The sequence below is a fragment of the Oryzomonas japonica genome (genome assembly GCF_008802365.1).
In the GTDB taxonomy this organism is placed as follows: domain Bacteria; phylum Desulfobacterota; class Desulfuromonadia; order Geobacterales; family Pseudopelobacteraceae; genus Oryzomonas; species Oryzomonas japonica.
In genome coordinates this window covers 596,947-623,034 of sequence record NZ_VZQZ01000001.1, presented here as the reverse complement: position 1 = coordinate 623,034, position 26,088 = coordinate 596,947, and the positions used below count along the sequence as shown (strand labels likewise).

The following is a 26,088-nucleotide window of genomic DNA, read 5'->3' as shown; positions in this document are numbered from 1 at the left end:
CCTCACAGGCTCCGCTCCACCCGTTTCAACAGGATGGAATTGAGCACCACCGAGACCGAGGAAAAGGCCATGGCCAGGCCGGCGTACTCCGGCTTGAGGGTTATGCCGTAGCGGGAGAGCAGGCCTGCCGCCACCGGGATGCCGAGGATGTTGTAGAATAGCGCCCAGAACAGGTTCTGCTTGACCTTGGCCAGGGTGGCCCGACCGATGGCGATGGCCCGCACCACGTCCGTCAGGTCGTTGCGCATCAGAACGATATCGCCGGTTTCCTTGGCCACGTCCGTGCCACCGCCGATGGCGATGCCGATATCCGCCCGGGCCAGGGCCGGAGCGTCGTTAATGCCGTCCCCCACCATACCGGTGATCATGCCGCGTTGCTGGTATTCCCTGACCACCTCCTGCTTGCGGTCCGGCAATACCTCGGCCTCGAAGCTGTCCACACCGGCCTGCCCGGCCACAATCGCGGCCACATCGGCGTGGTCGCCGGTAATCATGCAGGTCTGGATGCCCATGCGTTTGAATTCAGCCACCGCCTTGGCGGAACCGGGTTTCAGCGTGTCGGCGAAGGCGGCTACCCCCACCAGGGTCGTGCCGGCGGCCACGTATATCAGCGATTTGCCCGTCCCGGCCAGTTCCTTGGCCTTGTCGGCCAACCCCTTGAGACTGATCCCCTCTTCCTCCATCAGCCGTTCATTGCCCACCGCCAGGCGGAACCCTTCATGGGTGCAGGTGATGCCGAAACCTCCCCGCTCCTCGAAGTCCGTTGCCGCCCCCGGCTTGATGCCCGCCTCCTCGGCCGCCCGCACCGCAGCCTGGGCCAGCGGGTGGGTCGAGTGGATCTCGGCCGTTATCAGGCACTCCAAAAGACGCGCCGGATCAACCCCCGCCACGGCCGCCAGGTCGGTCATGGTCGGCGTTCCGATGGTCAGCGTTCCGGTTTTGTCCAGCAGCAGCACCTGCATGCGGGAGATGGCCTCCAGGGCCGAGCCCTTCTTGATGAGGATGCCCCGGGCCAGGGCCACGCCGCTCCCCACCATGATGGCGGTCGGCGTGGCAAGCCCCATGGCGCAGGGGCAGGCGATCACCACCACGGCGATGGCAAAACGGAAGGCCGCCAGGAAACCGGCGTGGAGGGTATAGAACCAGATGGAAAATGTCGCAAGAGAGAGGATGAGCACCACCGGCACAAACCAGCCGGAAACGGCGTCGGCGAACCGCTGGATGGGAGCCTTGTCCCCCTGGGCCTCCCGGACCATGCGGACGATCTGGGAGAGGAGGGTGGCCTCACCGACCCGGGTGGCCCGGACCCGCAGGACGCCGTTTCTATTGATGGTGGCCCCAGTCACCGTGTCGCCGACCTTCTTTTCCACCGGCAGGGATTCTCCGGTCACCATGGACTCGTCCACGGCGCCGTTCCCCTCGATGACCTCGCCGTCCACCGGGATCGCCTGGCCTGGCCGCACCAGTACCACGTCGCCCACACGGATCAGGGATGCCGGCACCTCCCGCTCCCCCTCCTCCGTAACCAGGCGGGCCTTATCGGCCTGGAGGTGGAGCAGCTTCTTCAGCGCCTCGCCGGCCTTGCCCCGTGCCCGGGCCTCCAGGTACTTGCCCAGGCGGATGAAGGCAATAAGCATGGCCGAGGTTTCGAAGAACACCTCCCGATGGGGCCCCAACAGGCCGGCATAAGCCAGGAGCGAGTAGAAATAGGCTGCCGAGGTCCCCAGGGCCACCAGTACATCCATGTTGGCGCTGCGATTTTTCAAGGCGCTCCAGGCGCCGCGGTAAAAGGTCAGGCCGGCCGAGAACTGGACCGCCGTGGCCAGAAGCAGGTTGAGCTGCATCACGGCCCGGTTGGCATGGACGCCCATGGTAAGCATGATCGGCAGCGAGGCGGCCAGGGAGAAGAGGAACCAGTTGCGTTGCAGGCGGAGCGCATCGTCGGCCGAGGCCTCGGCGCCATGCAGCTCAACCGGGGTGTAGCCGGCCTCGTGAACCATGGCAAAGATATCCGCCATGCCGACTTGATGCGGATCGAAACGCACAAACCCGGTTTCAGCGGCCAGGTTGACGATGGCGGCGCTGACGGCCGGGTTTTCCAGCAACTTCTTTTCCAGCCGGTTGACGCAGGAGGCGCAGTGCAGGCCCTGGACACCGAAGGTCAACTCATCGGCCGGTTCGGGGCGGATCGCGCCGTACCCGAGCTTCTCGACGCGGCCGGCGATCTCCTCCAGCGAAACAACAGCTTCATCGAAGCCGACGACCAACTCTTCCATGGCAAAGTTGACGGTTGCCGTGGAGACGCCGGGCTGTTTTCCGATCTCCTTCTCGATCCGGGCGGCGCAATTGGCACAGGACATGCCGGTGATTTTCATGCTGATCGTAGTCATAGGCCGACTTTCCAGAGGTCCGGTTCCCCATCCTTGATCAGGGCGAATGGGTGGGGGCAGGAACGTCTCGTAAGAATTAATCCCTGAAATCGCCGTTATGCAGGTGCCCCCACGTTATCTTTATGGCGGCGGCGATGGGCAGGGCCAGCAGGATACCCCAGAAACCGAGCAGTTCGCCCAGGGCCATGACCATGATAATGGTCACCAGCGGATTAAGGTTCATGGAACCTCTGAACACCAGCGGCTTGATCACGTACCCTTCCAGGAAGTAGATAACCCCGAAGGCGGCGGCGGTCTGGGCCAGGCTGGCCATGGTCTGGTATTTGAACCAGGCGAAGAACAGTGCCGGCAATGCGGCGATAAACACCCCGATAAAGGGGAGCACCGAAGCGGCCCCGGCAAAGATGCCGCTGATGATGGGGTGCGGGATATCCAGTATGAAAAGCGCCGTCAGGGACAGGAACGCCACGATGATGGAAACAATGGCCTGCCCCCGCAGATATCCGCCGATGCTGGTATTGACCTCGCGGCCGATATTGAGGAACATCTCGCGGCGCTGTTCCGGGACCCAGGAGGAGGCGGTGTCGATGATGGTCTGTTTGTAGTAGAGCATGAAAAAAACCAGGATCGGGGAGAGAACGATATTGAAGAGGTTGAAGAATATCCGGGTGCCGAAAACGTAGACCCAGGCGCCGGCCTTCTCAGCCGCCGTATCCGCATTTGCCGAGACTTTGTCCAGAATCCACTGGATCTCTTCGGAGCCGTAGCGGTCGGGAAGCCGTGACTTCCATTCCAGGGCGTCCAGCTTGATCCTCTGGATATAGGTGGGCAGTTCAGCGAGGATGCCGTTCCAGCTGATGGTGAGCTTGGGGAGCATGAAGGCAAAGAAGAAAACGATCAGGATACCGAGGGCGACGTAGAGCAGCCCCAGGGCGAAAAGCCGTTTCATGCCGCGCCGTTCTGCCTGTACGAGCACCGGGTCGAGGAGATAGGCGATTATCCAGGAGAGCAGAAAACAGGAGATGGTGTGCTGAAGGGCGTATCCGGCGGCGGCCAGCAGGCAGAGCAGCATAATGATGGCGATCAGCCGCCCATAATCGCTTCGGCGAACACTCTGGTGTTCGGTATGGTGTTCCATGGCCGCCTTCCTTACATACGCGATGAAAGCAGCGTCTCCGAATCAACCGTGAACAGATTGTTTTCGTCGAGCCAGGTTTTGACCCTGCTGGCAAGGAAATCGTCTTTCATTGCCCCGAGCCGTTCCTCCTCTTCGGGGAAGAAGGAGAGGATTTCCTTGATGTTGCCATAGGGTTTTCTACCGGCCAGGGAGCCGTTGAGTATGCTGCGCAGGCTCGGATCCTGGATGGCTCCGATGAAGCCGGACATGAGCTGTCGTTCGACGCCGTAATCGAAGCGGGGAATCTCCAGAAAGCGATCCCGGCCGGTATCCATCTGCTGCCAGACGTCCTCGTCCTCCAACGTGGTCGGAATGAAGAAAACCTCGCCGGTATAGCGGTCGAGAAAGTATACCCGGTCGCTCTGCCCGCTGGTGAAGGCGTCCATTAGTTCATCCCAGACAATTTCCACATTATGTATAATAGCCATGACGCCCGTTCCTCTTATCCTGTTGACATATCATGCAAGTGACAGCACAATCCCCGGCATGCGAACCATCTTCCTGGCCGATGCCCACCTGAAAGCGCCGACGGACCCGAATTACCGTTTGCTGCTCCGTTTTCTCGATTCCCTGAAGGGGAACACGGAAACCCTTTTCATCATGGGCGACCTGTTTGACTTCTGGGTTGGCTTCCCCTCCCACCCATTCCGCCAGTACGACGCCGTGCTGGAGGCCCTTCTGGACCTGACCCGCAACGGTTGCCGCATCGTATACTTCGAAGGCAACCACGACTTCCACCTGGGCACGATCTTCAGCAAGCACCTGAAGACCGAAATCCACTCTGGCCCGGCCACCGTGATGGTGCAGGGGAAGCGGCTCCTGCTCTGCCATGGCGACCAGATCAACCGGGAAGACCGAGGCTACCGCCTGCTACGTTTCTTGTTGCACAATCGCCTGGTTGCCTCCGCCGTCCGGCATTTTCCGCCATCCCTGGCGCTGAAGGTCAAGGAACGTCTGCAACGCACCAGTCAATCCGGCTACCAAGCTAAACGGAAGCGCTGGAACTACCGGGAGATCATCCTCACCTTCGCCCGCTCAGCGCAACAACAGGGGTACGACGGACTTGTTACCGGCCATTTTCATCTGGCGTTTCGTCAGGAACTGGCCTCCCCGTCCTTTACCGTCCTCTCCCTGGGGGACTGGATGGAACAGTTCACCTACGGCGAGATGCGGAACGGGGAGCTGCACCTGTGTACCTACCGACCGTAAATCAAGCCAAGAGCCTGGAGCCTCTTTCCTGAAAAAACTCAGGCTGTTCAAAAACAGTCAGATCGTCGCCCCCGCACAAAGGGGATTTCGAGGAGGCGGCGAGATGGCTGTTTTTCAGCAGCCAGTCAGTGCCTGAAAAACTCCTCCAGTGCCTGTTCCCCCACCTGGGCAGACTTGATCTTCCACCGGTCCTGGTTAATGACCAGCGCCACCAGGGCTATGCGCGGTTCATGGGCCGGTGCGTACGCAGCAAACCAGGAATAATGCCCCTTGGGTGAGATCCCGTCGATGGAACCGGTCTTGGCGGCGATATCGATCCCCGCCAGCATCGGCCGGCCCTGGCGATCATGGAAGGCGCGCCGGGAGGTGCCACGGGTAACGGTATTGGAGAGCATCTGGGTGAGGGACGCCGCCGTTTCGGGCGACACGAGCCGACGGAGCTCCCGGGGCTTATGCCCATCCTTTTCCGTCCCCGCGGCGCTGACGACCTTGTCGGTCAGGGTCGGGACCATCATCCGTCCCTGATTGGCGATGGCCCCCATGATCACCGCCGCGTGCAGGGGCGATATCTTGACCTCGTGGTCGAGGCCTGCGCCCATCAACATCAAGGCATGGCCCGGCTGGGGGTCGCTGGTCTTGCTTGCCTTGACCGGGACGCCCGGGAAAAGCGCCTGGTTGAAGCCGAATTTATGTACGTACTCCATGACCGACGCCTTGCCGACGATATTGTTGGCGACCCGGCCGTAGACCGGGTTGATGGACTTGCCCATGGCATAGCCCACATCCATGCGGTTGTTGTTGCCCCTGGGGCTGATGTCCCAGTAACGGGGGTTCTCCGAATAGGGGGCGCCCCGAAACTCGACCACCGTTTGGGGGGTGATCTTCTTGTTTTCCAGGGCGGCGGAAGCGATGATGATCTTGAACAGCGACGCCATGGGATAGAGATCGAAGAACGCGGATTGCGCCCACTGGGGATCGACGGCAGAATAGGACGTCATGGCCAGGATTCGACCGGTTGACGGTTCGATGGCCACAAATACCCCGAACGGCACCTGCTTTTGGGCCATGAAATCGTGAACCCGCTTCTGCAAATCGTCCTTAATGGTGTAGTGCAGGGTGTCGCCACCCGCGCTGCGGGCCGTGAGCTGTCCATCGTTCACGACCGCCGTGTCGAACAGGCGCACGGCAGACTCAAAACTGCCGCTGGCCGGGGGCTTGGCCGCTTCGGCCGCTTTGATGTCGGGAGTGGAGTGGGAATGGAGCCAGAGCGTCACCGTCCGCACCACGTGGGGTGACTTCTGGTACACAAGGGCGCAAATCGGCGTCAGCGCCAGCACAATGGCCAGAAACAGGAGGATATGCTTCAGCTGTTCGCGACGCTTGCCTACCGGGATGGGTAGCCGCAAGACCGTGCGTTCGCCAGAATCCTTGATTTTCCTGTTGCTGCGATAGAAGCCGAAAAAACGGAAGGCGGAAAAGTGTTTTTTTCTGGATAGATGTTTAAGGTCCTGCATGGCGTTCCGGGAATAGAGAGTCCGAGTAAGATAATGAGACTATACCGCCAATCGGCGACCTTTGTCAACGAATGCCGGGCGCGTCCATGAGAGCGTTTGCCTCAGAAGGTGTTTATCCGGTGAATAAAGGCCAACAGCAGGCCGTAGTGGTGGTGGTTGAACTTCATGGTTATACGCGGCAGGGCGATCAGGTCGGGCTGATCGGCCTCTTCGGGCATTGCCCCGCAGCAGACGATATGTTCGCCGTCCTGGAGCAATTCGGGGAACTCTTCCTCGAGGGTGCGGATCTGTTCCGGGGCCAGCACCTTGTTCAACCGGATGACAAGGCGGTGGTCGATGAAACGCATGGAGTGATAGATGCGGTAAAAGGTTTCGATGGCCTCTGCCGCTTCCTGTTCGTCCTTGGTGATGGTGAACAGGGAAAAATCCTCCCCGGAAATAAAGCCTTTCACCAGCAGGCTCCGTTTGACAAAGGCGAAGAACTGCTCCCAGTAGCCCCCCTCGTCGTCCACCAGGATGAGCGGTTTGGGCGAGGTCTTGCCGGTTTGGATCAGGGTGAATACCTCCATGGCCTCGTCCAGGGTGCCGAAACCGCCGGGGAAAACGGCGATGGCGTCGGCCTCCTTGACGAAGGCCACCTTGCGGTTGAAGAAGTATTTATAGGTGATCAGACGCGGGTTGCGGTACATGACCGGGTTTGGCTGCTGTTCGAAGGGGAGCCGGATATTGACGGCGAAAGAATTCTCGCTGCCCGCCCCCTCGTTGCCGGCCTGCATGATACCGGGGCCGCCCCCGGTGATGATCATGTAGCCGTTATCCGCCAGGATGCGGCTGAAGCGAACGCATTTCCGGTACATCTCCTCATCCCGCCCGGTGCGGGCCGAACCGAAGATGGTGACCTTCTTGCGGCCGCGATACGGACCAAAAACCCGGGCCGTGAACCGCATCTCGCGCAACGTGCGGTTGATCAGCTTGAGATCAGCCGGATAATCGACCTCCTGCCCGATCTTGAGGGTCGACAGGATCATCTCGCGGGTGATCTCAGCGTGGTGAATGCCGCCGGCCACCTCGACCAGCCGGTTGATCAACTGATCGATTTCGGCGTTGGGCCGTGAAAAACTGAGTTCCATTACCACATCCCTGTGCTGGATTCGGAATTTGATCGTTCACCCTACCACAGGTCAGGGCGCAAATCAAACACCGCAAATAAGGCTCATCCGCCCGACCGCCAGGCCAAACAAGCATCTTGCATTCGGGTGGGACGTATAGTAGTATTTGTTTTCTTTTTCTTCCGCCACTAGGGCACTTATCCACGAAAACCAATCTATTCAAGGAGTATTTCGGCCATGCTGGACTTCATCCGCAAGAAGAAGGAATCCTTCATCATCAAGATCGTGTTCGTCGTCATCGTGCTTTCCTTTATCGGTACCATGTTCCTGGTATGGGGCAAGGGGAGCGAGGGTGTCAGCGGGCGCGGGGGGTACGCGGCCAAGGTCAACGGCACCAAAATCCCCCTGGAAGAATACCAGAACGCCTATCAGCGCATCCGCACCATCTACCAGCAGATCTACGGCCAATCCATCACCCCCGACATGGAAAAGGCCCTGGGGCTGAAAAAGGTGGCCCTGGACAGCCTGATCGACAACTTTTTGATCGCCAAGGAAGCCAAGTCCATGGGGATCAAGGTATCCAAGGAAGAGGTGGCCAACTCCATTGAAGCCCTGCCGACCTTCCAGAAAGACGGAAAGTTCAATTTTGAGCTGTATCAGCAGCTGTTGCGGAGCAACCGCCTGACCCCCAAGGACTTCGAGGAGGGACAGAAGCAGGACCTACTGCTTTCCAAGACCCGCCAGGCCATCAAAGACAAGGCCACGGTCAGTGACGACGAGGCCTTGACCCAATACAAAAAGGAAAACGACAAGATCGAACTGGAGTACGTGTCCTATGCGCCGAATGAGGTGATCTCTGAGGTGAAGCCGACCGATGCGGAACTCAACGACTATCTGCAGAGAAACCAGAGCGAGTTCAAGACACCTGAAAAAACGGCTCTTTCCTACATCCTGCTCGATCCGGCCGCCCAGGCCGCAAAGCTGACGGTCTCCGAAGAGGAGATTCAGACCTTCTACCAGAAGAACATCGACCGCTGGCAGGGCAAAGACGGTATCCTGCCCCTCAAAGAGGTAAAGGAGAAGGTCAAGGCCGACGCCCTCCGGCAGAAGGCCACCAAGCAGGCCTTTGAACTGGCGGCCGATACCCTTTACAAACATGCCAAGTCGAACGATTTGAAACAGATCGCCGGGCAACTGAACCTCAAGGTACAGGAAACGCCGCTGTTCGACGCCAATGCCCCGGCGGCCGCCCTGGCCGGTGAGACGGCCGTTATCAAAAAGGCCTTTGAACTCAAGGCGGGCGAATTGGGCGGCCCGGTCGAAACCCCCAAGGGTATCTACATCATCAAGGCCAAGGAACGCAAGGCCTCGGTCGTCCCGCCGCTCAGCGAGATCAGGGCGACTTTGGAAGTAAAGGTCAAGGCCGCCAAGGCGGTGGAACTGGCCAAGAAAAAGGCTGCCGACGCGGCCCGGCAGCTTGCCGCCAAAGGGACGCTCAAGACCCAGACCACCGGCACGTTCGGCTTCTCGGACAAAGGCAACATCCCCGTGATCGGCAACGCCCCCGACCTGATGGAGGCGGCCTTCAAGCTGACCGCGGCAGCGCCGGTGACCAAGGAACCTTTCAAGGTGGGCAACCGTTGGTATGCGGCACGCCTCAAGCAACGCATCGAAGCCCCGAAAGCGGACTTCGACAAGACCAAGCAGCAGCTCAAACTGAAGATGCTGCCCAAGAAACAGGAAGAAGCGCTGGCCGCCTGGGTAAAGGGCCTCAGAAACAAGGCCAAGATCGAGATCAACCAGACGCTTATTGCTGAAAAATAGGAGAGAGATCATGTCACAACCAGTTTTACAGACCAATTTTCCCGGCCTGAATCTCATCGCCCGGGGCAAGGTGCGCGACATCTATGACCTGGGGGACACCCTGTTGTTGGTCACATCGGACCGTATCTCGGCCTTTGACGTAATCATGAACGAACCGATCCCGGACAAGGGTTTCGTGCTGACCCAGATATCCGCCTTCTGGTTCCGCCAGATGGAGGACATCGTCAAGAACCACATCATCTCCACCGATGTGGCCGATTACCCGGCGGCGTGCCGGCCCTATGCCGATGTTCTCGCGGGGCGTTCCATGCTGGTGAAAAAGGCCAAACCGTTGCCTGCGGAGTGTATCGTGCGCGGTTATGTTTCCGGTTCCGGCTGGAAAGCCTATAAGGATACCGGCTCTATCTGCGGCATCAAGCTTCCGGCCGGGCTCAAGGAATCGGACCAGTTGCCTGAACCGATCTTCACCCCTTCCACCAAGGCAGAACTGGGCACCCATGACGAAAACATCTCCTTCGAAAAGATGGCTGAAATCTGCGGCCGAGAACTGGCAGAACAGGCTCGCGACTATACCATCAGTATCTATACCCGGGCTCGTGACTTGGCCGCCCAGAAGGGCATCATCATTGCCGACACCAAATTCGAATTCGGCGTGTATGAGGGCGAACTGATCATCATCGACGAGTGCATGACCCCGGACTCCAGTCGTTTCTGGCCCAAGGATCTCTATAAGCCGGGCGGCCAGCAGCCCAGCTTTGACAAACAATTCCTGCGGGACTATCTGGAAACCCTCGATTGGGGCAAAACAGCCCCTGCCCCGCCCCTGCCGGCGGAGATCATCGAAAAGACCGCCGAAAAATACCGCGAGGCGCTCTTCCGCATCGCCGGCATCCGCGCATAACCAGCGCTTTCAAACCATGCAAAAAGGGCGGGCCATTGGCCCGCCCTTTTTGTTTACGATTTTTTTACGCAACCGTTGTGGAGATTTTACCAAGCTGCGTTATTATCTTACGAGATGTCATCACCAAGATGATGGGAGAACACGGCATGAAGCTTGATCAAATCAAGGAACGGGCGAAACAGCTCAACATCAAGACAGGCAAGATGAAAAAGGCTGAGTTGGTACGCGCCATTCAGCTGGCCGAGGGGAACGAACAGTGCTTCGATTCCGGCAAAGCCGTCACGTGCGGCCAGGACAACTGCCTCTGGCGGGAGGATTGCGACTGACAACGGGGAACGGGCACGGAGCCATCCCTACCGCCCTGTGAGCAATCGCCCCGTCCGCATTATTGCGCCCGGTTGGCCCGCAGGTACTTACCCAACTCCGCATCAACCTTGGAGATGTGGTTGATCAGCCATTTAAGCAGCATGTTGTTGGTTTCCGTCACATGATGGACGGCCACCCCTTCTGACTTTATCTCGTCCTTGACCGCCTTTACCCGGGCGATGAATCCGTCATGCTCTTTTTTATGGGCGGCATAGGCGGGATAATTGCTGCTTCTCTGGATGCCCTCTTCGTCGCTGAAGTGGCTGATCACATAGTCATCGAGAAACCCCAAAAGCCTCCGCAATTCATCCATCCCCTTGCCCGCCTCGCAGGCCTTGAGCAGGCTGTCGAAACGTGCAAGCAACTCCTTATGCTGATTGTCGATCTCCGGTACGCCGATTGCCAGCGACTCTCTCCACGCGATTCCCATACCCAATACCCCTCTTTGACCGTCTTAAATCGCAGGTCAGTCAACCCGACTCATTTTCTTGGTTTTCTTTTACCCTTTTCTTCCTGTTTTTGCAACAGCTCCGCCATGCGCCGCAGACGGGCATCCACCAGATGGTACAGCGTCCCTTTGGGAAAGGCGCCGTTCTTGGCCCGCGCTCCGGCGGGCATGCCGGTCAGGATCTCGATCCCCTGTTCGATGGTCTCCACGCTCCAGATGTGGAATTGGCCCGCTGCAACGGCGGCCACCACGTCATCATGCAACATCAGGTTCCGTTCATTGGCCTTGGGGATCAGGACCCCCTGCCGCCCGGTCAGCCCTTTGGACTTGCAGACCGCAAAGAAGCCCTCGATCTTGTAGTTGGCCCCGCCGATGGGCTGGATGACACCCCGCTGGTTGACGCTGCCGGTCACCGCTATTCCCTGCTTGATGGGCACATCGGACAAGGCGGACAGCAGGGCGTACAACTCGGTGGAGGAGGCGCTGTCCCCCTCGACGCCGTCGTAGGACTGTTCGAAACAGATGGAAGCGGAGAGGGACAAGGGATACTTGGCGGCAAAGGTTCCTCCCAGATACCCGGTCAGGATCAGGACCCCCTTGTCGTGGATCGGGCCGGAGAGCTTGACCTCCCGCTCCACGTTGACCATGCCGGCCTGCCCGGTGTAGACCCGGGCGGTGATGCGCGAGGGACGGCCAAAGGTGTGGTCGCCGAGGGACATCACCGACAGGCCATTGATCTGGCCGGCCACCTCCCCGTCTGTATCCACCATGATGGTGCCGTCGTCGTACAGCTCCTGCAGGCGTTCTTCGATGCGGTTCACCCGGTAGAGCTTTTCATCGGCGGCGCGCTGCACATCGGCGCTGTTCACGATGGCATGGCCGTCTTTCTGAGCCCAGAAAGCAGCCTCACGGATAAAATCGGCGATTTCCATGAACTGGGAGGAGAGTTTTTCCTGGTCTTCTACCATGCGGGCGGTGTACTCCAGCAGGCGGGCGACGCCGCTCCGGTCGAAATGCAGCAGTTTTTCGCACCGGCAGTGGGTGGCCACGAACAGGGCATAATCCCGCATGATCTCCGGCGTGCGGGCGACCCGGCTGTCGAACTCGGCCTTGACCTTGAAGAATTTGCGGTAATCCGGGTCCAGGTGGAACAGCAGGTAGTAGATCCAAGGGGTACCGACCAGGATGATCTTGGTCTGGAGCGGCACCGGCTCCGGTTTCAGGGATACCATGGTCATGAAGCGGTACTGTTCCAGCACGTCCTCGATCCTGATCTCGCCGGTCCGGATGCAGCGTTTGAGCGAGTCCCACACAAAGGGGTTGATCAGCACCTCACGGGCGTCGATCACCAGATAGCCGCCATTGGCCCGGTGGAGCGCCCCGGACCTGATCATGGTGAAATCGGTCACCGCCACCCCGCCGTACTGCATGACGTGCTCGATACGGCCAAAGAGATTGTTGTAGGTGGGATTCGACTCGAAGATAACCGGCGCGCCCTTGGCCTCCCGATTGTCCACCAGCACGTTGACCTCGTAGCGTTCAAAGGTCGGCTCCTGGTGCGGCATCTTCAACCCCGGGATCTGGGACTGGGGCGTCTGGGGCTTGAAATCCTCAAGATTATTGAGAATATCCTCCTGTACCGCCTCAAGATAGGCCAACACCTTGGGAAACTCGCCATACTTCTGGCGCAGCGGGTCGAGACGATGCCCCAGGCACGACATGCCCAATTCGCGGTCGGCCTGGGAGAGCGCGTCCTTGGTCGCCTTTTCGCTTTCCCGTACCTGACGCAGCACCTCGTTCAACCGTTCCGTCAGTTCCTTGCCGTCCTTTTCCAGCTTTTCGCGCTTTTTCTGGGGCAGCCCCTCATACTCCTCCTGGGTGTAGTTGCGCCCCTCCTTCTGGGGGACGACCACCAGCCCGGAGACCGTTCGCTGCAGGGTGAAACCGCGCTTCCCGCACTCCTTTTCAAGCACCTGAAACAGTTCGCTATTGGTGGCCTGATAGGTTTCCAGAATCTCGGTGCGACGGTTCTCGTACTCCCTGCTTTCCAATGCCTTGGGGATATCCTCCTTGAAGGCCTCGATCAACTCCTTCATGTCCGCGGCCAGTTCGCTGCCCATGCCGGCCGGCAGCGACAGGGATACCGCCGCATCGTGGTCCTTGAAATTATGGACATACAGCCAGTCGCAGGGTTGGGGCTCGCTTGCGGTCCGTTTCCTGAGGATGTTGCGAATGGTCGAGGCCCTGCCGGTGCCGGTCTCGCCTGAGATGTAGAGATTGAAGCCGGTGCCCTGCATACCGAGCCCAAACTCGATCGAGCGCAGGGCTCGCTCCTGGCCGATGGCGTCTTCCAGGTCGGGAAGATCTTCGGTGGTCTCGAAATCGAAGGTATGGGGGTCGCACGTCCAACGGAGCTTTTCAGCAGGTATGAGCAGTTTGGTGGATGACATGGGGGTCTCCTGCACAAGGGAAATGGGAATCATGCTCCATAGCCGGCGGTTATGTCACGGCGAACCATGGGCGGCCAGCAACAAAACCGGGTGTTCCAGAACATGGCGCAATTCGGCCAGGAACCTGGCGGCATAGGCGCCGTCCACCACGCGGTGGTCGCTCGACAGGGTGACCCGCATGGTGGGGGCCACACAAAGCTGACCGTTTCTGACCACGGCCCGCTCGGTCACTGCGCCCACCGCCAGGATGGCGACCTGCCCCGGCACGATCAGGGCATCGAATTCGTCCACACCGTACATGCCCAGATTGGAGAGGGAAAAGCCGCCACCCGACATCTCTTCGGAGGTGAGCCGTCCGCTTCTGGCCTTGTCCGCCAGGCGGGCGGCCTCGCGCTCGATCTCCGCAGCCCCCAGGCGCGAGCAATCCCTGACTACCGGCATCAAAAGGCCATCGGGCAACGCCACGGCAAAGCTGATGTTGACCGGCCCGTCGGCACTACCGGCCGAGAGCCGCGGAAAACCTTGCAGGGCAACGCCGCAGGCCTTGAGCAGCAGGGCATGGTAGCCGACCTGACCGTCGCTCCCCTTCAGCTCGCTCACCACCTCGCGGCAGGCCTCCATCCCCACCTCCACCGTAGCGGTGAAATAGGGAATCTCCCGCCAGGAGCGGCTGACCGTGGCGGCGATGGCCTGGCGCATGGCGCTCGAAGCCGGCAGGCCGGCAGGCGAGGCGGCCTCCGGCGGGCCGGGGGGAACAGAAGCCGAATCAGTGGCCGGAATAGGGGCTGCCTGCGGTTTAGGGGCTTGTGCCAGTTGTGCCGCCGGTGCCGCCAGATCTTCCTGAAGGATTCTTCCCTCGGGGCCACTGCCGTGCACCAGGGAGAGATCGAGGCCCATCTCCCGCGCCATGCGGCGCACCAGGGGCGACGCCTTGTCGTGATCGTCCTTGTCGTGGCCCGTCGGCGCGGGGGAGGCCGGCGCCGCGGGCTGCGGCGGGAGTGCGGTATCCTGGGGCGGTGGGACCGGCTGATTCGCGGGGGCAGGTGCAACAACTGCCGCGGCCGTCGGGGAAGGCGCTTCCGTCTCGGCCGCCAGTTCACCCAGTTCGCCGATCAACCCGAGCACCGTGCCGACCGGGACATTTTCGCCCTCGTTAGCCATGGTTTTGAGCAGGACACCCGAGGCAAACGCCTCCAGTTCCATGACCGCCTTGTCGGTTTCCACCTCGGCGATCACCTCACCGCGCTCGACCCGCTCGCCCACCTTCTTGCGCCAACCGATAAAACTCCCCTCGGTCATGGTATCCGACAGTTTGGGCATGGTGATTTCAGTTGCCATAGTGCATTGTCCCCTTGTTTCCCAGTTGAGTGGGAGAGTGCTACCTTCAATAATGGCCGTTCACGACGTCCTTCACGGCCTGGACGATGGTTTCCGCCTGGGGGATGCAGAGTTTCTCGATCTTGCGCGAGTAGGGCATGGGTACGTCCAGTCCCGAAACGCGCCTGACCGGCGCCTGCAGGAGATCGAAACAGTTCTCGAAGATCCGGCTGGCGATCTCGGCCCCCAGGCCGCAGGTGCGCCAGCACTCCTCCACCACCACCGCCCGGCCGGTCTTTTTCACCGAGGCCATGATGGTATCGTCGTCCAGAGGCGCCAGGCTGCGCAGGTCCACCACCTCGCAGGAAATCCCTTCCTTGGCCAACTCCTCGGCCGCCTGCAGGGCCAGCACGGTCATGCGGGCATAGGCCACGATGGTGACCTGTTCCCCCGGCCGCTTGACGGCGGCCTTGCCGATGGGGACCAGAAACTCGGAATCTTCCGGCACCTCCCCCTTGCTGTTGTAGAGCAACTCGTGTTCCAGGAAGATGACCGGGTTGTTGTCCCGGATAGCGCTCTTCAGAAGCCCCTTGGCATCGGCCGGCGTGGCGGGATAGAGCACCCGCATCCCGGGGCAGTGCATGAAAAAGGTCTCCAGGCTCTGGGAATGCTGGGCGCCCAGTTGGCTCCCCCCTCCGCCCGGCATGCGGATCGTCATGGGCACCGTTGCCTGACCGCCGAACATGTAATGGATCTTGGCCATGTGGTTGACGATTTGATCCATGGCCAGGAGGGCGAAGTTGACCGTCATCAGCTCGGCCACCGGGCGCAAGCCCCCCATGGCGGCCCCCACGGCCACACCGATGATGGTATTCTCCGAGATGGGCGTATCTTTGACCCGCTCCTCGCCGAATTCGGACAAAAGCCCGCGGGTCACCTTGAAGGAACCCTCGTAGAGCGCCACATCCTCGCCCAGGACCACCACGGACGGGTCGCGGCGCATCTCTTCCTTGAGAGCCAGGTTGATTGCATCACGATAGGTCATTTCCGCCATAAAAACCTCCAAAAGCTATACATCTGCCACAGAGACACGGAGACACAGAGGTACACAGAGAAAAGGTTAGTGACTGCGGCATCCCTTGAAATTACATCCTGATTTAGGACCTTGTTTAGGCCGCGCACAACCAAAATAGAGTTCATGAGTTTTCCGGGATCTTCTTGCAACGACCACCTCAAAACCACAGTTAGGACAGGGACCTGTAGCTTCTGGCCAAAAGTCGGGACGTTCCATCGGATCTTTTTTCATCGTTTTCCCTGTTTTTCTCTGTGAACCTCTGTGTCTCCGTGTCTCTGTGGCGGACGTCTAAGTTTAAAAATCAGACATAAATGTCGCTGTAAACCTCGCTATCCTCCGGCCAGGGCGACTCTTCGGCAAAGGTGACCGCTTCCTCCACCTTTGCCTTGCAGCGCGCCTCGACGGCGTCCAGGGTCTGGCGGGTGGCGATCCCCTCCTCCAGCAAGCGCTTGGCAAAGCTGGGCAGGGGATCGCGGGATTTCCATAGTTCATGTTCGGCCGCCGAACGGTATTTCCCCGGATCGGACATGGAATGCCCCCGGAAACGGTAGGTGGTCGCCTCGATGAAGTAAGGCCGACCGGTTTCCCGCACCTTCTCGGCGGCGTACTTCACCGCCTTGTAGACCGCTATCACGTCCATGCCGTCGACCTTTTCGGAGGGGATGTCATAGCCGCAGGTGCGGCGGTGGATGGAGGCCAGGGCCGAGGAGCGGTGCACCTCGGTGCCGATCCCGTAGAAGTTGTTCTCGCAGATGAAGAGTACCGGCAACTCCCACAACTGGGCCCAGTTGAGGGATTCGTGGAAGGTCCCCTGGTTGACCGCGCCGTCGCCGAAGAAGCAGGCGGTGATGCGGTCCTCGTTCCGGTACTTGGCGCTGAAGGCCAGCCCGACCGAGATGGGGAACTGGCCGCCGACGATGGCATAGCCTCCCATGAAATTCAGGGAGGGATCGAAGAGGTGCATGGAGCCCCCCTTCCCCTTGCAGAGGCCGGTGGCCTTGCCGAACAGTTCGGCCATGACCCGCTTCGGGTCGGCGCCCCGTACGATGGCCTGGGCGTGCTCACGGTAGGCCGAGAGGATATAGTCCTCTTTGTGCAGGCCGGCCGTCGCCCCGACCGCCACGGCCTCCTGGCCGCTGTACAGGTGCAGGAAACCGGTGATATTGCCCTTGGTATACTGTTCGGCGCAATGTTCCTCGAATTCCCGCGAAAGAAACATCTGCTCGTAGAGCCTCAGCAACTCCTGATCCGGCAAAACCATGCGTAGTTTGGTTTCCATCATCGCCTCCGCGTTGGTCACTGGGTTTGAAAATTTTCCACCCGCCGGGCGGCCTCCTGCCCAATATATTCGATGGCTGCCCCGATATCCAGTTTACCATTGATGGTGCCTGCCAGGCGAGTGATATAGTCGCGCTCCAGCAGCAGGCGATAGGACGAGGCAAAACCAAGGTCCAGTGCCCAGGAAATCTGCAAGAGTTTGAAGTCGTTGAGGACCCGGCACAGGTCCAGTCTGACGACCTGGTGGGCCAGAAAGGCGTCCCGGCAGGCGGGCGTGCACCCCGGCAGATCGGGTAAATCCAGGGTGGCGGCGGAGGCCCGCCGCTCTTCCGGCAGCGTGAAGAGTTCGAGAAATACGCGCCAGATATCCAGCTTGTCCGCATCCCGGATCAGTCGCATGAACAGCCGGGTCGGCGAACTGACCCGTTGGGGCAGTTCCAGGAGGTTGTGAAAACGCACCGCCTCCTCGATCAGCAGGCGCTCGGCGGGATCAAGGCCGTCCAGCAGGTGGTGTTCCCGCAGGACCTCCACCGAGAGCCGGGCATGGTTGTCGGACTGGCTGTCGCGAAAGGTGCGCCAGCGCCGGTACTGGGGAAAACGGCCCACGTCGTGCAGCAGGGCGATGGCCCCTGCAATGCGGGCCTCGTTTGCCGAAAGCCTTTCGCCAGTCGCCAGGATGTCGCTGACCGCACATACCTTGCGGGTGTGTTCGATCTTGAGCTGAATATTTACAAGCCCTTCCGGGTCGGTATCGAGAAAGGTGCGGGTATAGTCGTCGAACCATCGACTGATGCCCGCAAGCTGTTGTTGTTCCATGAATCGTCCGGTTCTTGCCTGCGGCGTTGAAATTGCTGAAATAATACTGTAATCTGCGGTGAAGTCAAATACCATCTCCCGGAGCCGCCCATGCAAATGCCCTTGTTGCCTGACATACACGATCCTCAGGAGAGTGCTCGGGCCAGGGCCGAGGAACTTCGCCGCCTGCTCGAACACCATAACCGGATGTACTATGTGCTGGACGCACCAGAGGTCACCGACGCCGACTACGACGCCCTGTTCCGTGAACTCCAGGCCATTGAGGAGCAGCACCCCGGCTTGGTGACGCCCGAATCACCTACCCAGCGGGTCGGGGGTTCGGCGCTGGACAAATTCGCCCCCCTGCCCCACCGCCTCCCCATGCTGTCGCTGGAAAACGCCACCAATGAAGAAGAGATCAGGGAGTTTGACCAGCGGGTCAAGAAGATCCTGGCGCTGCCGGCCGAGGCGGAGGTGGGCTACGTCTGCGAGCCGAAGATGGACGGCTTGGCCGTGGAACTGGTGTATGAGAACGGCGTACTGGCGGTTGCCTCCACCCGGGGCGACGGCCTGACCGGTGAGGACGTGACCGCGAATATCCGCACGATCCGCTCACTCCCCCTGCGGCTCTCCGGCAAAGCCGCCCCGCACCTGCTGGAGGTACGGGGCGAGGTATATCTCTCCCTGGAGGCCTTTCAGCACATCAACCGGGAAAAAGAGGAAAACGGCGAGCCACCCTTTGCCAACCCGCGCAACGCGGCTGCCGGTTCACTGCGCCAGTTGGACCCGCGCATCACGGCGCGGCGGCCGCTCTCCGTATTCTGTTATGCCCCCGGCGTCGGTGAAGGGACGTCATTTGATTCGCAGCAGGAGTTCTTTGCCTTCATCGGTGCCAAGGGGCTGCCGGTCAACCCGCTGGTGCGGCAGGTAACCGGGATCGAGGCGGCGGTGGCATATTACCGCGAGATGCAGGAGCGCCGAGAGTCGCTCCCCTACGAGATCGACGGCACGGTCATCAAGGTGGACTCCTATGCCCTCCAGCGGGAGTTGGGGGAGAAGAGCCGTTCGCCCCGCTGGGCCATTGCCTGCAAATTCCCCCCGCGTCAGGCGGAAACCGTGGTGGAGGACATCGTCCCGTCGGTCGGCCGCACCGGGGTCATCACGCCCGTGGCGCACCTGCGGCCGGTGGTGGTCTCCGGGGTCACGGTGGCCCGCGCCACACTGCACAATTGGGACGAGATCGCCGCCAAGGACATCCGCATCGGCGACGCCGTGCTGGTGGAACGGGCCGGCGACGTCATACCGGCAGTGGTAAGGGTGCTGACGGAAAAGCGCACCGGCCGGGAGCTGCCGCTGCCGCCGCCCCAGACCTGTCCGGAATGCGGCTCGGAGGTGGTCCGCATCGCCGACGAGGTGGCGGTGCGCTGCATGGGGCTCTCCTGCCCGCCCCAGATCCGCGAGTCGATCATCCACTTTGCCTCGCGCAACGCCATGGACATCGAAGGGTTGGGGGAGAAGTTCATCGAACAACTGCTCTCCCTGGGGCTGGTGCACAACGTGGCCGACATCTACCGCCTGACCCGTGACGATTTCATGCGGTTCGAACGCATGGGGGACAAACTGGCCGGCAACCTTTTGGCAGCCATCGATAACAGCAAACAGCGGGAACTAGGCAGGTTCATCTTCGCCCTCGGCATCCGCCACGTGGGCGAACGCACGGCCAAGACCCTGGCCCAGTCCTACGGCAGCCTGGAAAATCTGGAGCAGGCGACCATCGAGGAACTGACCGGCATTCGCGACATCGGCGCCACCGTTGCCCAAAGTATCCGCACCTTCTTCGACAACCGGGACAACGTGGCCGTCGTCCGGCGCCTCCAGGAAGCGGGCGTGGCCCCGACCGCCGAAGAGAAACGGGTCGGTGGCAGACTCAGCGGCAAAAGTTTCGTATTCACCGGCGGACTTGCCCGGTTTACCCGCGATCAGGCCCGCAGGATCGTTGAAGACGAGGGGGGGCATGTGGTCGGTTCCGTCTCCCGGAAGACCGACTACGTCGTCGCCGGAGAAGAGCCGGGCAGCAAGCTCGACAAGGCCAGGGAACTGGGCGTTGCCGTGCTCTCGGAGGCCCAGTTTTCCGAGCTTGTGCAGAAGACGGACTGATGTTCTGAATCCGTGATGCTGGAATGCCGCAGCGTCCGGAAGAGCCGGGGCCCGCACGCCGCCGTGCCGTAACAGCCCACTCACCAGGCTGGTCCTCCGCCTGATTGTCGCAAACTTTGCAAACGCAAAGGCAGAGGTCTTCCGGACCGGCGGCATGGAGGCGTCACGGATTCAGGGCATCCCACAACCGGCAGACCGAAAGGAACGACTCTTGGACAAAGCAGCAATGATGATCAAGGCCCGCAAGCTGTTCAAGGATGTGAGCGACCTGCCGACTATCCCGGTGATCGTCTCACGGGTCATCAGGCTCCTGGACGATCACGAGTCCAACCCGGACGAGGTCGCGGACCTGATCCTTTCCGACCAGGTCCTGGCGGCGAGGGTCATCCGGGTGGTGAACTCGCCGCTCTACATGCCGGGGAGCAAGATCACCTCGGTGAAACGCGCCCTGCTCTACCTCGGTTTCAGGAGCGTGCGCGAGATGATTCTGACCAGTTATTTCGTGGACGGCTTCAAGGCGCCGGAGCAGCCCTTCGACATGAACATCTTCTGGATGCATTCCTTCAGCGTCGGCTCCATGTCCCGCCGCATTGCCGCCATGGTGGGGTACAACGACACCGAGTTGGCCTATATGGTCGGCATCATTCACGACATCGGCAAGGTTTTTTTCGGCCATTACCTCAGGGAAGAATACGGCGAGATGCTCGCCCACATCAACTACACCCGCTCCACGACCTACGACGCCGAGCTGGAGTATTTCGGCACCACCCATAGCGAGGTAGGACTCTGCCTGGCACAGCGCTGGAACTTCCCGCCGGTGTACAGTGATGTCATTTCCCACCACCACACCTCCGAACTGGCCATAGAGGACCCGCTGCTGACCGCCATCGTCGCGCTGGCCGACTTCTTCTGCCTGGCCTACACCATCTCGGACAGCGTGGCCCAGGCCACCAAACCGGACCGATCCGAAGAATACGCCTGGAACCTGCTCAAGCAGCATTCGCGCCATCCCCTTCCCGATAACCTGGGAGACTTTTTCTTCATGTTGTCCGATGAGTACGTGGAGGTCTTCCGCGAGGTGAACCAACTCTTCAACACCATGACCACGGCGTGAAGCACCCCCTATGACCGCCCGCCTGATCGTCTCCCTGCTTACCTTTCCGGGTGTGATGGTCCACGAGTTCGCCCATGCTTGGGCCTGCCGCAGACTCGGAATCCGTGTCGTCAAGGTCTGCTACCTGCGCCTGGGCAACCCCTTGGGGTACGTGCTCCACGAACAGCCTGCATACGCTTTTCAGCATATCATGGTGGCGGTCGCTCCGTTCTTCGTCTCCACCGTGGCCGCCCTGGCGGTCAGCCTGCTGACATCCCTCCTCGTCACGAGCCCGGCGGCGGCTGAATTCAAGGACCTTGCCGTGATTGCCGGGGCCTGGCTCAGCTTTTCCATGGCCCTGCACGCCTTTCCCAGCAGCGGTGACGGGGATGCGCTCTGGCAGGATGTTACCAGCAACCACGTAGGCTTCCGGGGAAAACTGCTGCTCATACCGGCGGTGGGACTGATCCGCCTGTGCCAGGCCGGAGCCGCCATCTGGCTTGACGCCCTGTTCGCCATGGGCGTGGTGGCACTGCCGCCGCTCATGCTGGTGGCACTCATGGGATGACCCGCTGCCGAAACCATACAGTATTGATTCGGGAGGTTTATCATGTCAGACGAAACACCGGTCTCATGTTCCAAGTGCAGTGCCGTATGGCAAAAGTGCGGTACCACCAACTGCTGGAGCGGCGACCCGGCAACTGCGCCGCCCAAACCGGGCAACTGCCCGTCCGGCACCTATGACGATGTGGTGAAGGAGGCGTTCGAGGAATACCGGGGGGACAGCGAGGAGGCCCGCATCGCCCTGGTGGCGGCGCGTGTGGAAGGGCTCTGCTACCAGCGGTCGGAGGGCAGCGATGCGATCATGCCGCGCTGGACCCGCGTGGAGGACACCATCGCCTTTGCCAAACTGATGGGATACACGAAGATCGGCATTGCCACCTGCATCGGCCTCCTGGACGAAGCCGACCGCCTCGTGGCCATCCTGAAGGCCCAGGGGCTTGAACCGCTGAGCGTCTGCTGCAAGGCGGGGAGCATCGACAAGCGGGAACTGGGGCTGGAGGAAGGGGACAAGGTCAGACCCGGCACCTTTGAGCCGGCCTGCAACCCCATTGCCCAGGCCGAGATCTGCAACCGGCTCAAGACCGACATGAACATCATCCTCGGCCTGTGCGTCGGCCATGACATGCTCTTCAACAAGCGTTCGGAGGCACCGGTCACAACCCTGGTGGTCAAGGACCGGGTCACCGGCCACAACCCCATCGCCGTGTTGTACGGGCAGAATTTTTATTACAAACGGCTCCAAAATCAAAAGATGGAGCTATGAGCCGTCAGTGCTGCCATCAGGAACTACGTTAAAAGACACGGACGATCCACCATCCGTATGACATCACAAACATGGAGACACGAATGGTTAGAATCACACCCGACCCTATTGATCCTGCACAGATTTACGACCTGATAACAACGAAGAAGGCCGGGTCGGTCGTTATCCATTATGCCGTGGTAAAACCCATGGCGGGTGTTGGCGGGACCACAAGCTACATCGACTATGCCACAAACGGTGATACCGAGACGGAACTGCGCGACATGGCCGGCAAACTGGCCGCGGAATTCGCCCTGGAAGATATCCTCCTGATCCGACGCACCGGCCGGCTCCGCGTCGGCGACATTATCTCGCTTGCCGCCGTCAGTTCCCCCAACAGCGGCGATGCCTTCGAAGCCTGCAAACAGGCCATAGGCCGGCTGAAGAAGATGAAGACCATCGTCAAAGCCGAGGTTTGCGGCTAAAACCGGGCTGTAGCGGCGGGGGTGCACAATCCCGCCTTACCCGGCAACGTCACGTCATCACCGGCAGATACGCTCCAGCAGGGCGCGGACGCCATCCTTCGCGCCGAACTTGAGGGCGCCGGCGAGGCAGCCCCCCTTCCGCAGAATCACGACCGGTCCGTAGAGGGGATCGACACCCTCCACAAGCGCCGCATCATTTCCCCCCGATTCAATCTTCCCCTGGGCCAACAGGGAACGGTAACGGCCGAATGCGGCGGATGCGGATTCGGCCGTTTGCCCCAGGAGCAGGAATATCTGCAGGTTCGTCCCCCCAACCACGGCATCGGCCATGATCCCCCTGTTCAGAAAATCATACCCCAAGAGGCTCTGGGGCAGGTAGCGCTCGGTTCCCTTGACCACCTCGGACCGTTCCAGGGCCGAAAGCTCGGGCGGCCTGCTTTGCGTACCCGGCAGCCGCGCCGCCACCGTCCTCCCGCATTCGGCCAGGACGGTCGTGGCGGCATCACTGGTGCCGGTCATCTGGATGTGGATGAAGAAACGCCCTTGGTAGCTGAAGAGCTGCGAGGGGGAGAGATTGGACTCGGCGCCCACGGCAATGGTGCTCCCCTCCTTCTGGCGGTAGTTGGCATACATGCCGAAGGCGTCCAGCAGCGACCCCATGCGGTAGATCTCCACGTCGATGCCAGCTTCGGGGGTTTTCTTCGCGGCATAGCGGGCGGCGGCCATGCGCTCGAAGCCGTAGGGGAAGTACAGTTCGGCCTCGCCGTCGATCCGGTCGGACAGGGTATCCCGGTTGTAGAAGAGCGGCTTACCCTCCATCTGCCACCCGGCACCGCAGGAGACCGGCGGCAGGAGCTCCTCCATATCGCCCGCCGCCCACGCGCCGGGTAGGAGGCCGAGAAGCAGGAACAGGGCCGGGAGCAGCCACGCCAGACGCTTGGCGCTCATGCCAACACCGTCCGGGCGCGTTCCATCTTGGCGGCGATATCCAGCCCGTTGACGCACTGGGCGCTGCACCCTTCGCAGTCGCTACAGGCCGCCGCCGTCGCCTGTCGTGGCAGTTCGGCGTAGGTGGCGCGGGCCAGGGAGAGATCCCGGTACCCCCCCTCGGCGTACATAAGGGCCCGGTTGACGGTGGAGATCTCCACACCCCGGGGGCATCCCGCCTCGCACGAACCGCAGAAGCCGCAGTAGAAGGGGGCGATGGCCTCGGCGTAGCGGTCGAGGCGCCGTACGTCGGCATAGGTAAAGGACATGCCCATGACGGCCATATCCTCCTTGAGTTGCGTCAGGTTCTTCATGCCCGGTATGGCCGCGGTCACTTTGGGATTTTGGAGCACCCACTTGAGGGCGGCCTGGTGGGCGCTGATCCTGCCCAGGCCCGTAGTGTCATACCCCCCCGCTTGGGTTTTCATGGCGATGATGCCGATGCCGGCCGAGGCGGCCCGGTCGATGGCGACCGAGACCTCCCTGCCCGACGTGAAGTTGTACTTGACGAGGCAGGTGTCGAAGAACCGGTCCGGGTCGTCCACCAGGGCGTTCAGCACCTCGGCCTCGTTCTTGTGGGTGGTCACCCCGCAGAAGCGCACCTTCCCCTGTTTTTTCAGCTGCGCCAGCGCCTCCCGCGTCTCGGCGTTGAAAATCCGCTGTCTGCCGGTGACGTTGTGGAGTTGGATCACGTCGATGTGGTCGGTCCCCAACGCCTTCAGGCTGGCCTCCACGTCACGGATGATCTCGGCCCTTGTGTGGGACTCCGGCTGGGTCTTGGTGGCGATGAAGAGCTTGTCCCGCACCCCTTTTACCGCCTTGGCGACGATCTCCTCATTCTTGCCCCCCATGTACTTGCGGGCCGTGTCGATGTAGTTCACCCCCCGGTCGATGGCGACCCGGATCACCTCCGGCTCGGGGGTCAGCATGGCCCCGAAGCTGACCACGGTGATCTTCAGGCCGGTACGACCCAAGGTGCGATAGACCGGTTTCGGAAAGGCGGAGTGTTCCGGTCCGGCCATCTGCTGCAGGGCCTCCGCAAACGCGGGCGGGGCGATCAGGGCGGTTGCGGCACCCGCCATGCCGGCCTTGATGAAGGTCCTGCGGTTCATCCCCTTCGGTTTAGTGGGTTCCATGGCGTGGGCTCCTTTCGTTCAACAGCGACTCTGTCTGACCGCAGCCAGATCCTGCTACCGCCGGGAAGTGATCTCTTCCGCATGCCGTGCTTCACTAAAGTACAACGTTTATCGGCAATTTCAAGATGTTAAAAAAGTCTACTTGACGCACGTTCTCCCATCAATCAGGCAATCCGCACCCCGTTTTTCCTCACATACGCAATGAATGACCGCACAAACTCGGGGGACATGTCCTCAAGATTTCCGCTGATGCGTCCCCGGTCCGCAAAGGATACGGAAAACGGGGTTCTTTCGGCGCCTTCGATGGCCCACAGGCTGATGACCCCTTCGGGGTCGCGTATGATCCGGTACGAACCGCGTTGCCGATACAGACGGACCAGCAGCATCAGCGCATTTTTGCCCTGGTTATAGAGGTTCACATCCCTGTCCATTGTGCATCCACGTTCTTATGTCGTTCTTTCAATTACAGGGATTGGGGCAGATCGTCCCACAATTCGCTTTTGGTCTTGTACATTTTCAGCCGGTTGACCACGCTCTCCACCGGTGCCGCAAAGATCGCTTCGTAGATGAACTCGTCGGCCTCCGGGTCCATGGCAAAGGCGAGTTGCTCGTTCCCGGTGCTGAATTGGGCGTTGATCCCCTTGGCATTGCCCCGCGCATCGACCCGAATCCACTTTTGGAGGGTCGCCAGGTAGATGCCGTTAAAGCCGTGCAGAACCGGCTCGTTATCCACAGGCGGGTCCAGCCGCAAGACCTGGTAGCAGAAACCGGCCGGGATACCTACCGCCCGGAGCAGGGCGGCCAGGAGATGGCTTTTGGCAAAGCAGATCCCGGTACCGTGATGGAGCACCTCGCTGGCCGTGCAGGTCACAATGTCCAGTCCGGCGTCAGCGGAATGGGGGATGGTGTCCCTGACCCATTCGAACAGACAGCGGGCCTTGGCAACCTCATCCGGTAATGTTTGCGTAAGTTCCAGGGCCTTCTGCCGGACAGCCGGAGTTTGCCAATCAATAATGGTATCGGAAACCAGATAGTCGTTCAGATCATCCGACTCAGGGTACATAGAGTCCT

General features: G+C 60.7%; 24 protein-coding genes. 9 read left to right on the top strand and 15 right to left on the bottom strand.

The annotated features are described in order from the left end of the window. Nucleotides 1-2 precede the first annotated feature (2 nt). The 3 genes from F6V25_RS02830 to F6V25_RS02820 form a co-directional block, all read right to left on the bottom strand. Nucleotides 3-2,390 (bottom strand): heavy metal translocating P-type ATPase, encoded by a 2,388-nt coding sequence (locus F6V25_RS02830; RefSeq protein WP_151127008.1) that lies wholly within the window; start codon nucleotides 2,388-2,390, stop codon nucleotides 3-5. A 76-nt stretch (nucleotides 2,391-2,466) separates the two neighbouring features. Then, nucleotides 2,467-3,528, bottom strand: a complete 1,062-nt coding sequence (locus F6V25_RS02825; RefSeq protein WP_151127006.1) for an AI-2E family transporter — start codon at nucleotides 3,526-3,528, stop codon at nucleotides 2,467-2,469. 11 nt (nucleotides 3,529-3,539) lie between these two features. Beyond that, entirely contained in the window at nucleotides 3,540-3,995 is a 456-nt protein-coding gene (locus tag F6V25_RS02820) for a UPF0158 family protein (protein ID WP_149306857.1), read from the bottom strand. Between the two features lie 58 nt (nucleotides 3,996-4,053). Between F6V25_RS02820 and F6V25_RS02815 the strand changes: the two genes are divergently transcribed. Then, complete coding sequence (locus F6V25_RS02815; RefSeq protein ID WP_151127004.1) at nucleotides 4,054-4,776, top strand: UDP-2,3-diacylglucosamine diphosphatase; 723 nt, start codon at nucleotides 4,054-4,056, stop codon at nucleotides 4,774-4,776. Nucleotides 4,777-4,901: 125 nt separating this feature from the next. On the opposite strand, the gene F6V25_RS02810 is transcribed toward F6V25_RS02815, so the two are convergent. Both F6V25_RS02810 and F6V25_RS02805 read right to left on the bottom strand, forming a co-directional pair. Further along, nucleotides 4,902-6,290 (bottom strand): penicillin-binding transpeptidase domain-containing protein, encoded by a 1,389-nt coding sequence (locus tag F6V25_RS02810; RefSeq protein ID WP_151127002.1) that lies wholly within the window; start codon nucleotides 6,288-6,290, stop codon nucleotides 4,902-4,904. A 101-nt stretch (nucleotides 6,291-6,391) separates the two neighbouring features. Further along, entirely contained in the window at nucleotides 6,392-7,420 is a 1,029-nt protein-coding gene (locus tag F6V25_RS02805) for an LOG family protein (protein ID WP_151127000.1), read from the bottom strand. A 216-nt stretch (nucleotides 7,421-7,636) separates the two neighbouring features. Between F6V25_RS02805 and F6V25_RS02800 the strand changes: the two genes are divergently transcribed. From F6V25_RS02800 to F6V25_RS02790, 3 genes are all read left to right on the top strand, one after another. Then, complete coding sequence (locus tag F6V25_RS02800) at nucleotides 7,637-9,223, top strand: peptidylprolyl isomerase (RefSeq protein WP_151126998.1); 1,587 nt, start codon at nucleotides 7,637-7,639, stop codon at nucleotides 9,221-9,223. A 10-nt stretch (nucleotides 9,224-9,233) separates the two neighbouring features. Further along, complete coding sequence (locus F6V25_RS02795; protein WP_151126996.1) at nucleotides 9,234-10,124, top strand: phosphoribosylaminoimidazolesuccinocarboxamide synthase; 891 nt, start codon at nucleotides 9,234-9,236, stop codon at nucleotides 10,122-10,124. A 146-nt stretch (nucleotides 10,125-10,270) separates the two neighbouring features. After that, nucleotides 10,271-10,450 carry an SAP domain-containing protein gene (locus tag F6V25_RS02790; protein ID WP_151126994.1) on the top strand — a complete coding sequence of 60 codons (180 nt, stop codon included), beginning with the start codon at nucleotides 10,271-10,273 and terminating at the stop codon, nucleotides 10,448-10,450. 59 nt (nucleotides 10,451-10,509) lie between these two features. Here the strand turns inward: F6V25_RS02790 and F6V25_RS02785 are convergent, their stop codons facing one another. The 6 genes from F6V25_RS02785 to F6V25_RS02760 form a co-directional block, all read right to left on the bottom strand. Beyond that, entirely contained in the window at nucleotides 10,510-10,920 is a 411-nt protein-coding gene (locus tag F6V25_RS02785) for a bacteriohemerythrin (protein ID WP_151126992.1), read from the bottom strand. A 50-nt stretch (nucleotides 10,921-10,970) separates the two neighbouring features. Further along, nucleotides 10,971-13,388 carry a Lon protease family protein gene (locus tag F6V25_RS02780; protein ID WP_151126990.1) on the bottom strand — a complete coding sequence of 806 codons (2,418 nt, stop codon included), beginning with the start codon at nucleotides 13,386-13,388 and terminating at the stop codon, nucleotides 10,971-10,973. A gap of 54 nt (nucleotides 13,389-13,442) precedes the next feature. Next, complete coding sequence (locus F6V25_RS02775) at nucleotides 13,443-14,726, bottom strand: dihydrolipoamide acetyltransferase family protein (protein ID WP_151126988.1); 1,284 nt, start codon at nucleotides 14,724-14,726, stop codon at nucleotides 13,443-13,445. Between the two features lie 46 nt (nucleotides 14,727-14,772). Further along, entirely contained in the window at nucleotides 14,773-15,759 is a 987-nt protein-coding gene (locus F6V25_RS02770) for a pyruvate dehydrogenase complex E1 component subunit beta (RefSeq protein WP_151126987.1), read from the bottom strand. 322 nt (nucleotides 15,760-16,081) lie between these two features. Further along, nucleotides 16,082-17,059 carry a pyruvate dehydrogenase (acetyl-transferring) E1 component subunit alpha gene (gene pdhA / locus F6V25_RS02765; protein ID WP_151126985.1) on the bottom strand — a complete coding sequence of 326 codons (978 nt, stop codon included), beginning with the start codon at nucleotides 17,057-17,059 and terminating at the stop codon, nucleotides 16,082-16,084. A gap of 17 nt (nucleotides 17,060-17,076) precedes the next feature. Beyond that, on the bottom strand, nucleotides 17,077-17,874 hold the full coding sequence (locus F6V25_RS02760) for an HD domain-containing protein (protein ID WP_151126983.1): 798 nt from the start codon (nucleotides 17,872-17,874) through the stop codon (nucleotides 17,077-17,079). Nucleotides 17,875-17,970: 96 nt separating this feature from the next. Between F6V25_RS02760 and ligA the strand changes: the two genes are divergently transcribed. The 5 genes from ligA (at nucleotide 17,971) to F6V25_RS02735 (ending at nucleotide 22,894) form a co-directional block, all read left to right on the top strand. Continuing rightward, nucleotides 17,971-20,010 (top strand): NAD-dependent DNA ligase LigA, encoded by a 2,040-nt coding sequence (ligA, locus tag F6V25_RS02755; RefSeq protein ID WP_191966053.1) that lies wholly within the window; start codon nucleotides 17,971-17,973, stop codon nucleotides 20,008-20,010. A 211-nt stretch (nucleotides 20,011-20,221) separates the two neighbouring features. Continuing rightward, nucleotides 20,222-21,124 (top strand): HDOD domain-containing protein, encoded by a 903-nt coding sequence (locus tag F6V25_RS02750; RefSeq protein ID WP_191966047.1) that lies wholly within the window; start codon nucleotides 20,222-20,224, stop codon nucleotides 21,122-21,124. A 10-nt stretch (nucleotides 21,125-21,134) separates the two neighbouring features. Continuing rightward, nucleotides 21,135-21,671 (top strand): metalloprotease family protein, encoded by a 537-nt coding sequence (locus F6V25_RS02745; RefSeq protein ID WP_151126977.1) that lies wholly within the window; start codon nucleotides 21,135-21,137, stop codon nucleotides 21,669-21,671. Nucleotides 21,672-21,713: 42 nt separating this feature from the next. Further along, a complete protein-coding gene (locus F6V25_RS02740; protein WP_151126975.1) occupies nucleotides 21,714-22,430 on the top strand; it encodes a DUF1847 domain-containing protein in 717 nt (238 codons plus the stop codon). Between the two features lie 83 nt (nucleotides 22,431-22,513). Further along, a complete protein-coding gene (locus tag F6V25_RS02735) occupies nucleotides 22,514-22,894 on the top strand; it encodes a molybdenum cofactor biosynthesis protein MoaE (protein ID WP_151126973.1) in 381 nt (126 codons plus the stop codon). A 57-nt stretch (nucleotides 22,895-22,951) separates the two neighbouring features. Here F6V25_RS02735 and F6V25_RS02730 read toward each other — a convergent pair whose 3' ends face one another. From F6V25_RS02730 to F6V25_RS02715, 4 genes are all read right to left on the bottom strand, one after another. Next, a complete protein-coding gene (locus F6V25_RS02730; RefSeq protein WP_151126971.1) occupies nucleotides 22,952-23,842 on the bottom strand; it encodes a DUF6599 family protein in 891 nt (296 codons plus the stop codon). Beyond that, nucleotides 23,839-25,017: an aldo/keto reductase gene (locus F6V25_RS02725; RefSeq protein ID WP_151126969.1), complete on the bottom strand. Its 1,179-nt coding sequence runs from the start codon at nucleotides 25,015-25,017 to the stop codon at nucleotides 23,839-23,841. Before F6V25_RS02725 ends, F6V25_RS02730 begins: the two co-directional genes overlap by 4 nt. A gap of 164 nt (nucleotides 25,018-25,181) precedes the next feature. Beyond that, nucleotides 25,182-25,448 carry a hypothetical protein gene (locus F6V25_RS02720; protein ID WP_151126967.1) on the bottom strand — a complete coding sequence of 89 codons (267 nt, stop codon included), beginning with the start codon at nucleotides 25,446-25,448 and terminating at the stop codon, nucleotides 25,182-25,184. A gap of 32 nt (nucleotides 25,449-25,480) precedes the next feature. Beyond that, nucleotides 25,481-26,080, bottom strand: a complete 600-nt coding sequence (locus tag F6V25_RS02715; protein ID WP_151126965.1) for a transglutaminase-like domain-containing protein — start codon at nucleotides 26,078-26,080, stop codon at nucleotides 25,481-25,483. Nucleotides 26,081-26,088: the final 8 nt, after the last annotated feature.

Coding starts and splice junctions, on each gene's coding strand:
- F6V25_RS02830 (WP_151127008.1), bottom strand. CDS start 2,390: ATGACTACGATCAGCATGAAAATCACCGGCATGTCCTGTGCCAATTGC.
- F6V25_RS02825 (WP_151127006.1), bottom strand. CDS start 3,528: ATGGAACACCATACCGAACACCAGAGTGTTCGCCGAAGCGATTATGGG.
- F6V25_RS02820 (WP_149306857.1), bottom strand. CDS start 3,995: ATGGCTATTATACATAATGTGGAAATTGTCTGGGATGAACTAATGGAC.
- F6V25_RS02815 (WP_151127004.1), top strand. CDS start 4,054: ATGCGAACCATCTTCCTGGCCGATGCCCACCTGAAAGCGCCGACGGAC.
- F6V25_RS02810 (WP_151127002.1), bottom strand. CDS start 6,290: ATGCAGGACCTTAAACATCTATCCAGAAAAAAACACTTTTCCGCCTTC.
- F6V25_RS02805 (WP_151127000.1), bottom strand. CDS start 7,420: ATGGAACTCAGTTTTTCACGGCCCAACGCCGAAATCGATCAGTTGATC.
- F6V25_RS02800 (WP_151126998.1), top strand. CDS start 7,637: ATGCTGGACTTCATCCGCAAGAAGAAGGAATCCTTCATCATCAAGATC.
- F6V25_RS02795 (WP_151126996.1), top strand. CDS start 9,234: ATGTCACAACCAGTTTTACAGACCAATTTTCCCGGCCTGAATCTCATC.
- F6V25_RS02790 (WP_151126994.1), top strand. CDS start 10,271: ATGAAGCTTGATCAAATCAAGGAACGGGCGAAACAGCTCAACATCAAG.
- F6V25_RS02785 (WP_151126992.1), bottom strand. CDS start 10,920: ATGGGAATCGCGTGGAGAGAGTCGCTGGCAATCGGCGTACCGGAGATC.
- F6V25_RS02780 (WP_151126990.1), bottom strand. CDS start 13,388: ATGTCATCCACCAAACTGCTCATACCTGCTGAAAAGCTCCGTTGGACG.
- F6V25_RS02775 (WP_151126988.1), bottom strand. CDS start 14,726: ATGGCAACTGAAATCACCATGCCCAAACTGTCGGATACCATGACCGAG.
- F6V25_RS02770 (WP_151126987.1), bottom strand. CDS start 15,759: ATGGCGGAAATGACCTATCGTGATGCAATCAACCTGGCTCTCAAGGAA.
- pdhA (WP_151126985.1), bottom strand. CDS start 17,059: ATGGAAACCAAACTACGCATGGTTTTGCCGGATCAGGAGTTGCTGAGG.
- F6V25_RS02760 (WP_151126983.1), bottom strand. CDS start 17,874: ATGGAACAACAACAGCTTGCGGGCATCAGTCGATGGTTCGACGACTAT.
- ligA (WP_191966053.1), top strand. CDS start 17,971: ATGCCCTTGTTGCCTGACATACACGATCCTCAGGAGAGTGCTCGGGCC.
- F6V25_RS02745 (WP_151126977.1), top strand. CDS start 21,135: ATGACCGCCCGCCTGATCGTCTCCCTGCTTACCTTTCCGGGTGTGATG.
- F6V25_RS02740 (WP_151126975.1), top strand. CDS start 21,714: ATGTCAGACGAAACACCGGTCTCATGTTCCAAGTGCAGTGCCGTATGG.
- F6V25_RS02735 (WP_151126973.1), top strand. CDS start 22,514: ATGGTTAGAATCACACCCGACCCTATTGATCCTGCACAGATTTACGAC.
- F6V25_RS02730 (WP_151126971.1), bottom strand. CDS start 23,842: ATGAGCGCCAAGCGTCTGGCGTGGCTGCTCCCGGCCCTGTTCCTGCTT.
- F6V25_RS02725 (WP_151126969.1), bottom strand. CDS start 25,017: ATGGAACCCACTAAACCGAAGGGGATGAACCGCAGGACCTTCATCAAG.
- F6V25_RS02720 (WP_151126967.1), bottom strand. CDS start 25,448: ATGGACAGGGATGTGAACCTCTATAACCAGGGCAAAAATGCGCTGATG.
- F6V25_RS02715 (WP_151126965.1), bottom strand. CDS start 26,080: ATGTACCCTGAGTCGGATGATCTGAACGACTATCTGGTTTCCGATACC.